Genomic DNA, 14889 nt, shown 5'->3' on the forward strand with positions numbered 1-14889 from the left:
GATGATCGCCGAGCCGGCCCGGACCGGCGACCCCTACGACGCCGTCGTGGTCGTGGACGACGGCACCGACCCGGCCGCGCTGGCCGGCAGGCTTCCCGGCACGGCCGGCGCGGCCGGCTGGTACAGCCAGACCGACCGCCGCACCACCCTCGGCGACCAGACGTTCCTGTCCCGCGCGATCGGTGGCGACCCGGCCGACGCCGGGTTCGTCGTCCGCGAGGGCCGACCGCTCCGCGCGGCCGGCGAGGCGATCGCCGGGTACGGCCTGCTGCACCGCTTCGGCCTCCAGCTCGGCGACACCGTCACGGTACGGGCCGGCGACACCCCGCTCACCCTCACCATCGTCGGCTGGTACAGCGAAACCGAGGACAGCGGCGAACTCCTGATGTACCGGGCCGAGATGCTGCCGGGCGTGGCACCCGACGCCTACCTGGTGTCGGCCGGTCCGGGCGGTACGCCGGGGACGCTGGCCGCCGCCCTGCGGGAACGGCTCGGGCCGGACGTCACCGTGCACGCCCGGGAGGCCGACCCGGACGACCTCGGCACGTTCACCGTGGCGATGCGGCTGCTGGCCCTGCTCGTCCTGGTGGTCAGCCTCGCCAACCTCGCCGCCACGCTGCTGACCGGCTCCCGCGAGCGGTCACGCACGCTGGGCGTGCTCCGGACCGTTGGCTTCACCGTTCGGCAGACCCTGGCCCAGTCCGCCACCGGCGGCGCCGCGCTCGGTCTCGCCGCCGGGATCGTCGGACTGCCGATCGGCCTGCTGCTCCTGCACGTGCTCACCAACCAGGTCATGATCGGTATCGGGGCCGGCCCGGGGCTCACCGTACCGCCCTCCGGGGCGCTGCTCGCCGCCACCGTTCCGGCGACCGTGCTCACCGGAGCCCTCGCCGGCATCCTGGCCGCCCGCCGGCTCTCCCGGACGTCCGCGTCCAAACTGGTGCGCTGGGAGTGAGGACGTCAGCCGTACGTCCGTTCAGCAGCGGGGATCTCGTGGCTGGCCCGGAGCAGGCACTGTCAGAGGTCGAAGGGTTCGCCGCAGACCATCTGCTGGACCCGTGCGATGCCGGCCCGATGTGGATAGACGGCGCCGACGCCGGTGTCGCCGCTGTCGCCGCTGGCCGTGGGCAGCGGAGGCACCTCGGACCGCCGGGCCACGCCGACGCAGAAGACGGCGCGCCGGGCCGGCTCGGGCAGCCGCGCCTCGGTGTCGTACGGGTGACGGGGCCGCAGCGGCAGGGCCACCCGGACCACCTCGTCGACGCTGTTCCCGGGTGCGACCACCGAGCCCCGCACCACGAAGTCGACGGCGAGTCCGGCCCCCTCCGGCGGCGGGAAGACCCGCTTGGCGATCTCCACGACGCCGTCCGCACCCTCGGTCAGGTACACGGCGTCCGGGTCGACCGCAGGGTTCTCGTGGGTGTCCCGGGCGGGTATCCCGGTGAACGCCACCAGCTCCTCGCCGGCCCGGTTGACCAGCTTGTACTCGATCCGCAGCGCGCCGGCCTCCCGCTGCGCGGAGACGGTCAGCCCCACGTCGACGGGCGGGGCGGTCGGTTCGGCGGTCCGGCCGCAGGCGGCACCGTTCAGTAGCGCCACCAGGGCGCCGAGCATGGCCACCAGACGACGCCGGGAGCTAGGGAGGCCCACCGTCAGTACCTCGGGCGGTTCGGCGCGCCGAGTTCGTCGCGGAGCCCGTTCTCGGTGTACTCGTACCGCTGGTTGGGGTCGATGATGTTCGGAGTGTTGGGGTCGCCGTCGTGGTCGATCGGCAGGCCCGCCGCGGCCCGCTCGTAGTTCGGCGTGTCCGGGTTGTCCGAGCCGGTGTACTCCCGGTCGTCAAGCCCGCTGTTCTCGAAGTCGTAGACGTGCGACATCTCGTGGTAGAGCACCACCACCGGCGGCCCGTCGTGCAGCGTGGTGAAGCGGGGGTTGTACTCGATCGACGGGTGCTGGGACCAGGTCTTGCCGAACGTGGTGTCGTTCTGGTTGGCCCGGCCGTTGTCGATCGTCATCTCCTTGATGGTGAACGTGTCGCCCTGGTAGGCGATGCCACCGAGGATCGGCCAGTCGGCGGCGGGTGCCTTGCTGTTCTCGTGCGCCTGGTCCAGCGCGTCGAGCATCAGCTGCCCGCGCGGCGACGCCCGGAGCATGTCGAGGTCGGCCTGGGTCCGCTCCTTGAACTCGTCGGAGCCCTCGATGGTGATGTGCTTGCCCAGGTCCTTCAGCTCGACGGTGACCACCCGCTCGGTGCCGGAGCTGGTGTCCTCGGCCTGGCCGTAGACCGTGTCGCCGTCGGGTTCGCCCGACACGGAGGAGGCGTCCGAACCACCGTCGACCCGGTCCGCACCATGTCCGGTGTAGACGGTGTCGGCGCCGCCACCCGCGCGGATGACGTCGTTGTCCCGGCCACCCGAGATCATGTCGTTGCCGGCACCACCGTCGATGCTGTCGTTGCCGGTCGCACCCTCCAGGTAGTCCCGGCCCTCACCGCCGGAGATCCGGTCGTCGCCGGAGAGCCCGTAGACGGTGTCGTCGCCGTGGCCGCCGGTCAGCACGTCGTTGCCCCGGTACCCGTCCAGGTAGTCGCGGTCGGCGCCGCCGCTGGCCCGGTCGTCGCCGGCGCCGGACTCGATCCGGTCCTGGCCGTCGTTGCCGAGGATGATGTCCCGGCCGTCTCCGGAATGGATCCGGTCGTCACCCTCGCCACCGAGCAGGGTCAGGTCGACCCGGGTACCGGTGGGCACGTTGATCTCGTCGTTGCCCTCTCCGGTACGCATGACGATGTGCGCGTCGGCGGGGTACCGCATCGTGGTCCCGTTGACCGTGACGAGCTGCTCACCGGTTTTCGGATCGGTGGTGATGGTGACCTTGTCGTCGCCGGTGCCAGTGTTGATCACCACGTCGTCGCCGACCCGGATCACCGTCGTACCGGCGCTCGCCTCCGGCGGCAGCGTCCAGCCGTCGCTCGACCCGGTGACCACCGAGGTCCAGGACCTGGCGGTGGCGGTGAGCCCGGCCCGCGCCTTCTCCAGCTCGCCCACGCAGCGCAGCAGCTCGCCGTCGTAGTGCCGGCGGGCCTCCTGGGTTTCCTTCACCGCCGCGTGGACCGCCTTCTCCTCATCCTCGGTGCGGGGCTGGAAGGTGAACCCGGCACCGCTCCTGGTCGCCGGCACCTTCCCGGTGATCTCGGAGAGGATCTGCCGGAGCATCGCCTGGCCCCGGGTGAGCCAGCCGGCGACGTCGTCGAGCGAGGTGGCCACCGCCTTGGCGGCGGTCGCGGTCTCCTCCACGTCGTCGCCGAGCTTTCCCCGGTGGGCGTGGTAGGTATCCGAGGTGGTGCCCTTCCACGCGTCGCCGCGCAGCGCGGCGGCCTGGTTGTCCACGGTTTCGCGGGCGCCGAGCGCGGAGGTCGCGTAGCCCCGCCAGGCGGTGGCCGCAGCAGTGATCTTCCCCGGATCGGCGGCCAGATCCCACAGGTCGGCGACGACGATGGCGGGGCGAGGGGCCTGGCCGCCCGGTTCCGGAGGAAGGGCCACGGCTACCGCGCCCTGCCCTGGCCGGCGCCGGCGCGGCGGGCGCGCTCCGCGGCCTCGCGATCCGCCTGCTGATAGGCGAAGGCGACCCGGTAGAGCCGGTCGACGTCACCCTCGTAGACGGCGACCAGCCGGTTGACGGCGGTGTCGCCGTCCTCCGTGGCCGCCACGTGGGACCGGTGTGCGCCCTGCCCGGCACTCAGATTGCCGAACGCCGCCGCCGGCACGGTCAACGCGGCCTGTCCCCCGCGCCAACCGTCGCCGAGCTCGATCGAGGCGTCCAGAGTGGCGCCGGCCAACTTCGCCAGCGCGGCCGGGTCCGCGCGTACCTCATCACCCATGGGCGGCACTCTATCGTCCGGTTACGACCCCCCGAGCCGCCACGGGATGCGACAGCTCCGCGAACCTCCCGCCGCCGGCGGTACGGATCGGCTCAGAAGGTGACCGGAAGGCTGTTCAGGCCCCGGGTCCGAAACGACGGTCGCCAGGACAGTTCGGCCGGATCGACCGCGAGCGCCAACCGGGGAAACCGACGCAGCACGGCGCCGATCGCCACCTGTGCCTCCAGCCGGGCCAGCGGCGCGCCGACGCAGTAGTGGATGCCGTGCCCCAGCGTCAGGTGCCCGTTGTCCGGCCGTCCCACGTCCAGCAGGTTCGGGTCGGCGAACCGTTCCGGGTCCCGGTTGGCGGTGGCGACGCAGAGCAGCACGGTCGCACCGGCCGGGATGGTGACCCCGCCGATGGCGAGATCGGTGAGCGGGAACCGGCGCAACGCCACCGGTGCCGGCGGCTCGTAGCGGAGAAGTTCCTCGATTGCGGCCGGTGACGGCTCGACGCCCTCCCGCACCGCGGCGAGCTGGTCCGGATTGCGCAGCAACGCGAGCAGGCCGGTACCGATCACGTGCACGGAGTTCTCGTAGCCGGCGAAGAGCACGAGGAAGGCCAGCGACGTCAGTTCCTCCTCGCTGAGCCGGTCGCCGCCCCGCCGGTCGCCCGGATCGGCGGCGGTGCCGGGGTCGTCCGACCCGTCGTCGCGGGCCGCGATCATCGCGGTGAGCAGGTCGTCGCCGGGATTGCGCCGCTTGTCCGCGATCAGCCGGACCAGGAAGTCCTGTAGCTCCAGAACCGCCCGCCCCCCGGCCCGGGGATCGCCGCCGGGCGGAGCGATCATCGCGTCGGTCCAGCCACGCATCGCAATCCGGTCGACCTCCGGTACGCCGAGCAGGTCGGAGATGACCGTGACAGGTAACGGGCCCGCGTACTCGGCGATCAGGTCCGCCCTACCCGTCGGGGCGATCCGGTCGAGCAGCTCGCCCGCCGCGGCCTCGACCCTGGGGCGCAGCCGGGAGATCCGCTGCGGGCCGAACGCGTGCCGGACCAGCCGGCGGATCCGGGTGTGGTCCGGGGGATCCATGTTCAGCAGGTTCGCGTCCAGGGCCGGCGGCAGCGAGAAGCCCTTCCAACTGCCGTCGCCGTTCGCCTTGTCCAGCGACAGCCTCGGGTCGGCCAGCCCGGCGCGTACGTCGGCGTAGCGGGTGACCAGCCACACCTTCGCGCCGTCCGGCAGGGTGAGCGGGTGCACCGGTCCCGCCTCACGCAACGCGGCGAATCCCGGATAGGGATCGGCGATGAAGGCGGCGTCGAACAGCGCTCCGGCGCTGGACGGGCGGGGTAGCGCTGCGGCATCCGGCTGTCCGGTCATTCAGCGAGATTACGCCCCGTTCGCGATCGGCCTCGTCCCCGGACGCCCGGCGGCACCCGGGCCGGGCGGGGTCATAACCGCAAGCGGGGCGCGGATCCGGCCTGATAGTGTCCGCCGCCGTGACTCTGCCGAGCGACATGAACCTGGCCTGGTCCGACCCGGTGCTGCAACACGCGGTCGACGCCCTGGCCACCGGTGACCTGCTTCCCGGGTACAAGGCACTGGCCGACAGCGTCGGCGACTCCGACCGTCGTGAGTTGTACGTCGACGTCCTGGGAGACGTCGGCGCCGTTCACCTCCGCGACCTGCGGGCCGAAGCGGAACGGGCCGACGACGACCCGCACTGGTGGCTGTTGTCCGGTTCCGCCGCCCGGGCCGCCGCGTGGGCCGCTCGCGGCGAGGCGCAGATGAAGTACACGTCGGAGCAGCAGGTACGCGGGTTGCTGGGGCTGTCTCGCGAGTCCCGTGACATGTTGCGGCTGGCGGTGAAACTGGCGCCGGAGGATCCGGTGCCGTGGACGGTGCTGCAGAGCATCGCCAAGGCGGCCCCGATTCCCCAGGACGAGCCGCATGTGGTGTGGAATCGGCTGCTCGCGCTCGCTCCGGACTCGTTCCTCGGCAACCACCAGCGGCTGAGCATCCTGTGCCGCAAGTGGTACGGCAGCACCGAGCAGATGCTCGGGTTCGCGCGTGAGCGCTGCACCACCCTGCCCGACGGACATCCGCTGTGGTCGCTCGCGCCCCAGTCGTACATCGAGGTGTGGGTCGACGGCTGGATGGTCGGCAACCTGGCGGCGCGGGTGTACCGGGTGATGACCAGCGGCCCGTTGAAGAAGCGCACCGCGCGGGCCGAGGTCGACGCGGCGTCGGACCGGTTCCTGGCCGGTGCCGCCGCCTATGCCGACCATCCCTGGCTGATGGTGGCTCACCAGATTTTCGGCGCGTACTACCACAAGGCAGGAGTACGCGACCGGGCCCGGACACACCTGGAGCGTGGCGGAGAGCGGGCGTCGTCCTGGCCGTGGGGGTACTTTCCCGGCGAGCAGCAGGCCGCGTTGACCGGTGCGAGGAGCTCGGCCGGGCTCGGGTAGTCGTCGTCCTCCCGTTACCGGCCCGCCCCGGACCAGGGGCGGGCGGTCCGGGGCGGGCCGGAGGGTGACGACGCGGGTCAGCGGCGCCGGGGCAGCCAGTAGAGAAGTTGACCGGCGATCAGCGCGGGATGCGTGTCGGGCTGCGCTTGCAGGGCGCGGGCGAGGTGGGCGGCGAGATACATGGACAGCCCCACCCGGTCACCCTTGAAACCGATCAGCAGGGCCAGGCGGGCCGGCGCGCAGGGCCAGGGATCGTCGCAGGTCTGACACTGGTACGACTCGGCCGGGTGGTGCCGGCCGGGTGGGTAGCGCCGTTGCGCGGCCCGTCGCATCGCCCGGTACCAGCGCTCCTGTGGCCCGATCACGGTTACCCCCGGACGGTGGTGTGCCGGGATCCGAGCCGAGGTGTCGGAGTTCCGCCGCCCGTGCGGCCGTTGGTCGGACGGGCAGGGGTGGGTGCGTCCCAGGACTGGCGCCGGTTGGTCGTCCCGGTGCGGGCTGGTGGCGCGGGTACGTCCGCCCGGGCCGGCGCGGAGGTCGCCACGCGGACGGCGGCCCGGTGGTCGGTGCGGCTGAGCGGTGGCGGTGGCGGGTAGGGCATCGGCACCAGCTCGACCGAATCCGGGCAGCGCCACCGATAGCCACACCGGCAGTACCGCCAGAGCCGGCGCCAGTTACGGCGGTGGTAGGGCTTCATTCTGCGCCGGAGTTTCATGGTCATTGCCTTCCGTCGGCGGATTCCGAATTCCACCCTGGACTGGAGGTCCAATACGCCGGAAGATGCTGGTCGGGTGTGAGAAACCCGTCGGCAATCCAATAGAAATGACCATGAGGGCCGGAGTGATTTGGGGGACGCGAAAGTCTATGTCTGCGAGTCAATATCTGGTAGAGGACCTTCGCCGGACGCGGGAACTGATCGGGTTGACCCAGGAAGCGTGGGGAGAGCGGATCCACTTCTCCGCAAAGCACGTCGGTGCGGTGGAGCGAGGCGAGCGGCCAGCACTTCCGGACTATCTCCGCGCTGTCGATCGCGCGTTCGGGACAGCGTTCATGCAGTTCTACCAGATGTTCGTGAAGGGCGAACATGCTCCGATCTGGTATCGACCCTTCATCGAGCACGAGGGCCGGGCGAGCCTGCTCAGGGTCTATCAGCCACTGCTCGTTCCGGGCATCCTGCAAACCGAGGCGTACGCGCGGGCTGTCCTAGCCGGGTACCGCGTCCAGACGGATGACGTGGAAGGCATACTCGCGACCCGGTTCGGTCGGCAGGAAATCCTGCACCGCCGGCCCGACCCCTGCCAGTTGGTCGCGGTCGTCGACGAGGGAGTCCTGCATCGCCGGGTGGGAGACGCGGCAGTGATGGCCGACCAGTTGAAATCTCTGGTGGCGGCGTGTGATCAGCCCAATGTGCGGGTGCAGGTCGTTCCGTTCGAGGCTGGCGCATACGCCGGACTGGACGGTCCGCTGGCGATCGCGACCGTGGATGGCCGATCGGTCGGCTTTTTGGAAGGACACCTCAAGGGCCGCGTCGTCGAAAGCCCGGACGCGACGATGGATCTGGAGGGCGTCTGGGAGGCCATCCGGGACTACGCTCTGTCCGGTCAGCAAAGCCTGGAATTGATCATGAGGACGGCCGAGAAATGGACGTGAACACCGCCCCGAACTGGCACAAGTCGACGCGTAGCGACAGCGGAACCTGCGTTGAGGTGGCCGACAACCTTCCTGGCCGGGTTCTGGTCCGGGACAGCAAGGACCCGCAGGGGCCGGTCCTGATGTTCGGCTCTCGGCAGTGGCGCGGCTTCGTGGATCTGACCAAGAACCAGTAGCTCGGGCCTCCGGTCTGACGGAGTTGACCCATTCATCGCCTCGTTTCGTCTTTTGATCGACACCGTCTGACGGCGGGGCGGGCCGCCCGTCACGACGTGGGCCTTGCGGTGGCCCCTCCGACCGCGTCGTATCCTGCCGGGCACAAGTTCTGCCGGGCACGAGCGGGCGGGGCCGTATCACGGCCACCCGTCCCCACCATCGGCGTGGCGCCGCCATCCATGACCAGAACGGCCGCCGCCAGCCTCGGAGGGTAGCCACCACGTCGCACAGGGTCTTCCGGGCGGCACCCGAAATCTTCCGGAACTTCTCCGATACAAGACGTCCCGGGCGTGGCGGCGCAATCTCGATAATCGGTCATCCGCCCGCTTGTCGGACGAGTCGGAACCGAATGCTCGCGGCGGCGCGGGCGACGAGGTGTCAGGAGCAGTCGATGTCACCTCGGCGGGGGTGTCGGCGGTGGCATCCCGCACCGCGATGGCGCCGCCGCGACCAGCTCCGCCCACCCCTGGAAGTTTCAGAAACGTGTCTTGTATTTTTCGGTTTGGTCTGCAACTCTTTGGCCGTCGATAGCCACTTAGTAACGTCCGACGGACAGGTGACGGCCGCGAGGGTGGCGGCGAGCCCGGCCACCGGACCAGGTCTGTCGACAGGAGGGGACAGCAGCCCTCACGTCCGTGATGGACAACCGGGATCGGCGTTCCCGTTCGCCCAGAGGCAGACACGTCTGGGCGCATTCGGCAGAGAGGACAGGTTGATGAGGGCAGGAAAACTGCTGACTATGTCGGTAGTCCTGGCGACGGGTCTCCTGGCAACGGCGGCCTGCGGTGGGGACTCGGGAGACGAGGGCTCCAGCGGCGGCAAGGTCACGATGAGCTTCTGGCACAACGCCACGACGGGGCCAGGCAAGGCATTCTGGGATAAGACCGTGGCCGACTTCGAGGCCGCCAACCCGAACGTGAAGATCGAGATTCAGTCGATCCAGAACGAGGACCTGGACGGCAAGCTTCAGACCGCGCTGAACTCCGGGGACGCCCCTGACGTGTTCATGCAGCGCGGCGGCGGCAAGATGGCCGCGATGGTCAAGGCCGGTCAACTGATGGACATCACGGGTGGGATCACCGACGCGACCAAGAAGGTCGTTTCGGAGGGCTCGTTCAAGGCGCAGACGATCGACAACAAGGTCTACGCGATGCCGGTGGCCGTCCTGCCCGGCGGCTTCTTCTACAGCAAGGACCTGTTCGCCAAGGCCGGCATCACCCAGCCGCCGGCCACGCTCGCCGACCTGCAGACCGCCGTCGGCAAGCTCAAGGCCGACGGTAGCCAGCCGATCGCCCTCGGCGCCAAGGACGCCTGGCCGGCCGCCTTCTACTACTACTTCTTCGCGTTGCGCGAGTGCAGCACCACCACGGTCACCGAGACCGCCAAGAGCATGAGCTTCGACGACCCCTGCTGGCTGAAGGCCGGTCAGGACGTTCAGGCCTTCGCCGCGACGCAGCCGTTCAACAAGGGCTTCCTCACGACGTCGGCCCAGCAGGGCGCCGGAAGCTCGGCTGGTCTCATCGCCAACCACAAGGCGGCGATGGAACTCATGGGCGCCTGGAACCCCGGTGTCATCGGCTCGTTGACCCCGGACAAGAAGCCGCTGCCGGACCTGGACTGGTTCCCGTTCCCCAGCATCGACGGCGGCGCGGGTGAGCCCGGCGCCATTCTGGGCGGTGTCGACGGGTACTCCTGCTCGGCGAAGGCTCCCAAGGCGGAGTGCACCGCGTTCCTCAACTTCATGTTGCAGACGCCGGTGCAGGAGGCCTACTACCAGGGCTTCCAGGCGCCGCCGGTGAACAGCGAGGCGCAGGCCGCAGTGACCGAGCCGCATCTGAAGTCCGTGCTCGCGGCCTACAACAAGGCCCCGTTCGTCTCGCAGTGGCTCGACACGGTCTACGGGCAGAAGGTCGGCAACGCCCTCAACATCGCCGTGGTGAACCTGCTGGCCGGTAAGGGCAGCCCCGAGGACATCGTCAACGCGGTCAAGACCGCCGCCAAGCGGTCCTAGAGATCCGTACATCATGTTCGAAACAGACCGCGAGAGCGTAAACCTCGCGCAGGACCGGTCCGTGGGCGTGACGACGGTCGGGGGTGGCGCGCCTTTCGCGTCGCCCCCGACCGGGCGCCGTCCCCGGAAGGGCATCGGCTGGCCCGCCCGGCTGGAGATCGCGCTGATGACGGGACCGACACTGATCGTGTTCCTGACCTTCGTCATCTTCCCGGTAGCCATGGCCGCCTACTACGGCTTCTTCAACTGGCAGGGGTACGGCCCGCCCACGGAGTTCGTCGGCCTGAGCAACTACGTGCTGATCTTCCAGGACGGCACGTTCGTCGACGCCCTGCAACACAATGCGGCGATCGTCGTACTGTCGCTGGTGATCCAGGGCCCCGCCGCCGTCCTGCTCGCCCTGCTGCTGAACCGGAAAATGCGGGGACAGACGCTCATCCGGGTGCTCGTCTTCGTCCCCTACGTGATCTCCGAGGTGGTCGTCGGCACCGCCTGGAGCCTGATGCTCCAGGGCAACGGCGCCTTCAACGCCTTTCTCCAGAAGGTCGGACTGGGCTGGCTGGAGAGCGACTGGCTCGCCGACCCCAAGCGGGCGATCTGGACCCTCATGGGCATCCTCACCTGGAAGTACATCGGCTTCGCCGTAATCCTCTTCCTCGCCGGGTTGCAGGGCATCCCGGACGAACTGACGGAGGCAGCGGCGATCGACGGGGCGTCCTACTGGCAGATCCAGCGCCGCATCACGCTGCCGCTACTCGGGCCGACGCTCCGGATCTGGGCCTTCCTGTCGATGATCGGTGCCCTGCAGTTGTTCGATCTCGTCTACATCATCTGGGGCCAGTACGTCTCGTCGACGGCCGGAACATCGACGATGGCGACGTACATGCTGACCAACGGGCGCAACGCGGGAGAGTACGGCTACGGCAACGCCGTGGCTGTGGTCCTGTTCTTCATCTCGCTCGTCGCGGCGCTGATCTATCAACGGTTCGTCCTGCGGCGTGACACCGCGGGCGCGATCACCGGAGGGAAGAACTGATGGCCGCGACCGCCGTAGCCGCACGCAGGCCGATCCGGGCCAGCCGGAAGATGGCGTGGGGAAGCCCGGCCGTTTACTTCGTGGCGGTGATGCTCATCCTGGCGATGCTGGCTCCGGTCGCCTACATCATCATCGGCGGTTTCCGCACGAATGCGCAGATCACCGTCGACCCGGCGGGGTGGCCGGCCCCGTGGCAGGCCGACAACTACCTTGAGGTTCTGACCGGCGACATCTTCTGGCGTCAGGTGCTCAACTCGACCATCGTCGCCCTCTGTACCACTGCGGGCGTGGTCACCCTCGGCCTCATGACGAGCTTCATCCTCGCCCGCTACCGGTTCCGCGGCCAGGGAGCGATGTACTCGCTCTTCGCCGCTGGCCTGATGTTCCCGCTCACCGTGGCGATCACCCCGCTCTACATCCTGGTCAGAAGCCTCGGCCTGATGAACACGCTGCCCGGGGTGATCCTCCCGCAGATCGGGTTCGCCATCCCGATTACGATCATCATCCTGGTCCCGTTCCTACGTGCCATCCCGGACGAGATCCAGGAGGCGGCGTCGATCGACGGATGCAGCCGGCTGGGCTTCTTCTGGCGCATGGTGCTCCCGCTCGCCAAGCCGGGCGTCGTCACGGTGGCCATTCTGACCTTCATCACCAGTTGGAACAGCTACCTGCTGCCGCTCTTCATCCTCAACAAGGAGGGAGCCTTCACGCTGCCCCTCGGCGTGCAGTCCTTCGCGTCGCAGTACTCGGTCGACACGGCCAAGGTGCTGGCGTTCACCTCCCTGTCGATGCTCCCGGCGTTGCTGTTCTTCAGCCTGTTCCAGCGGCAGATCGTCGGAGGGCTGACCGGAGCCGTGAAGGGCTGACCCCCGCCCCGGAGCTCCCCCGGTCGCTGCACGTCTTCTCCCGGGTTGTCGCGGTCGCCACCGTCTGGCCGACGTCAGGCGCCGCGCCTGGCCGACGTCAGGCGCCGCGCCTGGCCGAGGTCAGGCGCGTGGTGTCAGATAGCCCCGGGAGAAGGCGGTGGCCACCGCTGCCGCCCGGTCGTTGACGCCGAGTTTCGCGTACACGTGCAGCAGGTGGGTCTTGACCGTCGCCTCGCTGATGAAGAGCTGTCTGGCGGCCTCGCGGTTGGTCGAGCCCTGGGCGATCAGCTCCAGGACCTCCAGCTCACGATGCGACAGCGGCTCCGAGGCCGGCTGCCGGATCTGCCCCATCAGCCGGGTCGCGACGGCGGGGGAAAGTACGGCCTGTCCCCGCGCGGCCGCCTCGACGGCGCGGAACAGCTCTTCCCTCGGCGCGTCCTTGAGCAGGTAACCGGTGGCACCGGCCTCGATGGCGGGCAGCACGTCGCTGTCGGTGTCGTACGTGGTGAGCACCAGGACCCGGGCCGGCACGCCGCGTCTGGCCAGTTCCCTGATGGCGGTGACCCCGTCGGTCCTGGGCATCCGCAGGTCCATCAGGATCACGTCGGGCTGGAGTTGCTCCCCGGCGGCGATGGCCTCGGCACCGTCACCGGCCTCGCCGAGCACCTCGAAGCGCGGGTCGGCGCTGAACATGCCCCGCAACCCGTCCCGTACCACCGGGTGGTCGTCGACGATCAGCACTGAGATCAATCCGTACCTCCTGCGGGGATTGCCGGGACGATAGCCGAGATCGCCGTACCGCCACCCACCTCGGACTCGATTTCCAACCGGCCCGCGAGGCGCTGCACCCGCTGCCGCATGCCGGCGAGCCCGAACCCGCCGTTCGTGGAGCCGTTGGCCCGCTTGGCGCCGGGCTCGAAGCCGATCCCGTCGTCCCGAACGTCCAGGGTCACCAGGTCCTCCATGTACGACAGGGTCAGACCGACCCGGCTGGCCCGCGCGTGCTTGGCCACGTTGGCGAGCGCCTCCTGCGCGGTCCGCAGCAGCGCCACCTCGACGTCGGCGTGCATCGGGCGGGCGTCGCCGGTGGTGGTCAGCAATGTGTCGATCTGGGTCATCTCCGCCCAGCGCCTGGCCACGTCGTTGATCGCGTCAGGGAGCCGGGCCTCGGCGAGCATCGCCGGCTCGACCGCATGGACCGTCCGGCGGGCCTCGGTGAGGCTCTCCCGGGCCAGATTCATCGCGTTCGTCATGTGCCGGCGCAACGTCGGCGGCTCGTCCAGCGTCTGCTCGGCGGCCTGGAGTTGGGTGAGAATGCCGGCGAGCCCCTGGGCGAGGGTGTCGTGGATCTCCCGCGCCATCCGCTGCCGCTCGTCCAGCGCCCCTGCCTCGCGGGCCTGGACCAGCAACTGGGCGTGCAGGCCGGCGTTCTCCTCCAGCGCCGCCTCCAGCTTCACGTTGGCCTCGTGCAACTCGGCGAGTGCCCGCTTCTGCTTGTGGTTGCGCTGGTCGGCCATCTCGACGAAGTAGGAGAAAACCCAGGCCAGCACCGTACTGATCAGGCTGATGGCGAGCCAGGCCCACCAGAGGCCGCCGGTGATGGTGGCCACCCCGCCCAGGTACGAAACCGCGGAGATCGTCGCAGGAGCGACGACGCCGACGTACCGCCAGCGGCCTTTCAGGTAATGGAACGCCTGAGGGTAGCCGACGAAGGCGAAGAGGCCGTACCAGGGCGCGATCGCCACCAGGCCGGCGGCCAGCACCATCAGCCCCGCGTAGTACAGGCCCATCAGCGGGGCGTGCCGGTGCCATTCCCGGTGGAGCGTGTGGAACCAGAGCAGCCAGATCGTGGTCGCGATCGTGAGCCCGAGCACCGCCGGTAGGTGCAGCGAAACGCCCCAGAGCGGCAGCAGCAGCGTGATGAGGGTGCAAACCGCCAGGAGGAAGTACGGGAGAACCTGGAGGACCGCGGTCTCCTCACGCTCCCAGCGGTCGAACTCCTCGCGCAACTCGGCCTCGATGCTCACGACCTACTCCCAGCGGAAGTATCGCGCGGCCAGCCCACCGGCCACGATCGTCCAACCCAGCATTACGGCCACGTGCAGCAGTTGCGGCCAGTGACCGGCCGTGGCGTCCTGTAATGATTGCACGCCGGCACCGAGCGGACTGAGGTCACTGATCGTCCGCAGGACGTCGTTCATGCTGGCGCGCGGTACCCAGAGGCCGGCGAGGAACACGGTCGGGAAGAACAGCAGAGTCCCGATCGCGCCGGCGCTCTTGCCGGTCGGCGCGAGCGAGGCGACGAGCAGACCGATCGCGAACATCGCCAGCGCCGCCAGCACGTAACCCAGCAGGTAGGCCGGTAGCTGCCGGGGCAGCCGCACGTCGAACGCCAGCCGGCCGATGGCGAGCACGACCAGCATGGTTCCCACGGACAGGATCGTGGACATCAGTAGCTGTGCGCCGAGCATCAGCCCCGGCCTCACCGGGGTGGTCCGCATCCGGCGCAACACGCCCCTCTCCCGGTAGGCGGCGAGGATCTGGGACAGGCCGTTGAGGGCGAACAGGGCGAGGCCCATCGCGACGACGATCGGCGCGTACAGGTCGATGACCCGCAGACCGCCGAGGGTCTCGTCGGGCCTCCGGAACGCCGGAATCGCGCCGAGGATGACGAGCAGGATCGGCGGGAACGCGACCGTGAAGAACACGACCATCGGCTCGCGGAAGAACAGCCTGGTCTCGATGGCGGTGAGCCGGGACAGAGCGGACATGGTGGTCTCC

At 69.6% G+C, this 14889-nt stretch carries 16 protein-coding genes and 1 pseudogene; 8 read left to right on the forward strand and 9 right to left on the reverse strand.

What is annotated here, in order from left to right:
* Positions 1-955, forward strand: a 955-nt coding sequence (locus I0C86_RS25780) for an ABC transporter permease (RefSeq protein WP_196203865.1), incomplete at its 5' end; no start/stop codon positions are given.
* Between the two features lie 62 nt (positions 956-1017).
* Here the strand turns inward: I0C86_RS25780 and I0C86_RS25785 are convergent.
* From I0C86_RS25785 to I0C86_RS25800, 4 genes are all read right to left on the reverse strand, one after another.
* Positions 1018-1650 (reverse strand): hypothetical protein, encoded by a 633-nt coding sequence (locus I0C86_RS25785; RefSeq protein ID WP_196203866.1) that lies wholly within the window; start codon positions 1648-1650, stop codon positions 1018-1020.
* 2 nt (positions 1651-1652) lie between these two features.
* Positions 1653-3539, reverse strand: a complete 1887-nt coding sequence (locus I0C86_RS45170) for a M91 family zinc metallopeptidase (RefSeq protein WP_196203867.1) — start codon at positions 3537-3539, stop codon at positions 1653-1655.
* 2 nt (positions 3540-3541) lie between these two features.
* Positions 3542-3877, reverse strand: coding sequence for a hypothetical protein (locus tag I0C86_RS25795; protein ID WP_196203868.1), 336 nt, complete (start codon positions 3875-3877; stop codon positions 3542-3544).
* Positions 3878-3969: 92 nt separating this feature from the next.
* Positions 3970-5238 (reverse strand): cytochrome P450 family protein, encoded by a 1269-nt coding sequence (locus I0C86_RS25800; RefSeq protein WP_196203869.1) that lies wholly within the window; start codon positions 5236-5238, stop codon positions 3970-3972.
* A 119-nt stretch (positions 5239-5357) separates the two neighbouring features.
* Here I0C86_RS25800 and I0C86_RS25805 point away from each other — a divergent pair, with 119 nt between their 5' ends.
* Positions 5358-6329 (forward strand): hypothetical protein, encoded by a 972-nt coding sequence (locus I0C86_RS25805; RefSeq protein WP_196203870.1) that lies wholly within the window; start codon positions 5358-5360, stop codon positions 6327-6329.
* A gap of 77 nt (positions 6330-6406) precedes the next feature.
* On the opposite strand, the gene I0C86_RS25810 is transcribed toward I0C86_RS25805, so the two are convergent.
* On the reverse strand, positions 6407-6694 hold the full coding sequence (locus tag I0C86_RS25810) for a hypothetical protein (RefSeq protein ID WP_196203871.1): 288 nt from the start codon (positions 6692-6694) through the stop codon (positions 6407-6409).
* A gap of 2 nt (positions 6695-6696) precedes the next feature.
* The gene (locus tag I0C86_RS25815) at positions 6697-7050 is read right to left on the reverse strand and encodes a hypothetical protein (RefSeq protein WP_196203872.1); all 354 of its coding nucleotides are present in this window, start codon (positions 7048-7050) and stop codon (positions 6697-6699) included.
* A gap of 143 nt (positions 7051-7193) precedes the next feature.
* Here I0C86_RS25815 and I0C86_RS45560 point away from each other — a divergent pair.
* From I0C86_RS45560 to I0C86_RS25840, 6 genes and pseudogenes are all read left to right on the forward strand, one after another.
* Positions 7194-7361: pseudogene (locus tag I0C86_RS45560) on the forward strand (helix-turn-helix domain-containing protein); the annotation flags it as partial.
* An 18-nt stretch (positions 7362-7379) separates the two neighbouring features.
* Positions 7380-7979 (forward strand): DUF5753 domain-containing protein, encoded by a 600-nt coding sequence (locus tag I0C86_RS25820; protein ID WP_230394786.1) that lies wholly within the window; start codon positions 7380-7382, stop codon positions 7977-7979.
* Entirely contained in the window at positions 7970-8155 is a 186-nt protein-coding gene (locus tag I0C86_RS25825; RefSeq protein ID WP_196203874.1) for a DUF397 domain-containing protein, read from the forward strand. Before I0C86_RS25820 ends, I0C86_RS25825 begins: the two co-directional genes overlap by 10 nt.
* Positions 8156-8910: 755 nt before the next feature.
* Positions 8911-10206, forward strand: a complete 1296-nt coding sequence (locus I0C86_RS25830; RefSeq protein ID WP_196203875.1) for an ABC transporter substrate-binding protein — start codon at positions 8911-8913, stop codon at positions 10204-10206.
* A 61-nt stretch (positions 10207-10267) separates the two neighbouring features.
* Complete coding sequence (locus I0C86_RS25835) at positions 10268-11242, forward strand: carbohydrate ABC transporter permease (protein ID WP_323373847.1); 975 nt, start codon at positions 10268-10270, stop codon at positions 11240-11242.
* Complete coding sequence (locus I0C86_RS25840; protein WP_196203877.1) at positions 11242-12108, forward strand: carbohydrate ABC transporter permease; 867 nt, start codon at positions 11242-11244, stop codon at positions 12106-12108. Before I0C86_RS25835 ends, I0C86_RS25840 begins: the two co-directional genes overlap by 1 nt.
* Positions 12109-12228: 120 nt before the next feature.
* Here I0C86_RS25840 and I0C86_RS25845 read toward each other — a convergent pair whose 3' ends face one another.
* From I0C86_RS25845 to I0C86_RS25855, 3 genes are read right to left on the reverse strand one after another with little or no spacing between them, the layout of a single operon-like run.
* Entirely contained in the window at positions 12229-12858 is a 630-nt protein-coding gene (locus tag I0C86_RS25845) for a response regulator (RefSeq protein WP_196203878.1), read from the reverse strand.
* Entirely contained in the window at positions 12855-14135 is a 1281-nt protein-coding gene (locus I0C86_RS25850) for a sensor histidine kinase (RefSeq protein WP_196203879.1), read from the reverse strand. The genes I0C86_RS25845 and I0C86_RS25850 overlap by 4 nt, the downstream gene beginning before the upstream one ends.
* 3 nt (positions 14136-14138) lie before the next feature.
* On the reverse strand, positions 14139-14879 hold the full coding sequence (locus I0C86_RS25855; RefSeq protein WP_196203880.1) for an ABC transporter permease: 741 nt from the start codon (positions 14877-14879) through the stop codon (positions 14139-14141).
* Between the last annotated feature and the right edge of the window lie 10 nt (positions 14880-14889).

Source organism: Plantactinospora alkalitolerans (genome assembly GCF_015690345.1).
GTDB classification, from domain to species: domain Bacteria; phylum Actinomycetota; class Actinomycetes; order Mycobacteriales; family Micromonosporaceae; genus Plantactinospora; species Plantactinospora alkalitolerans.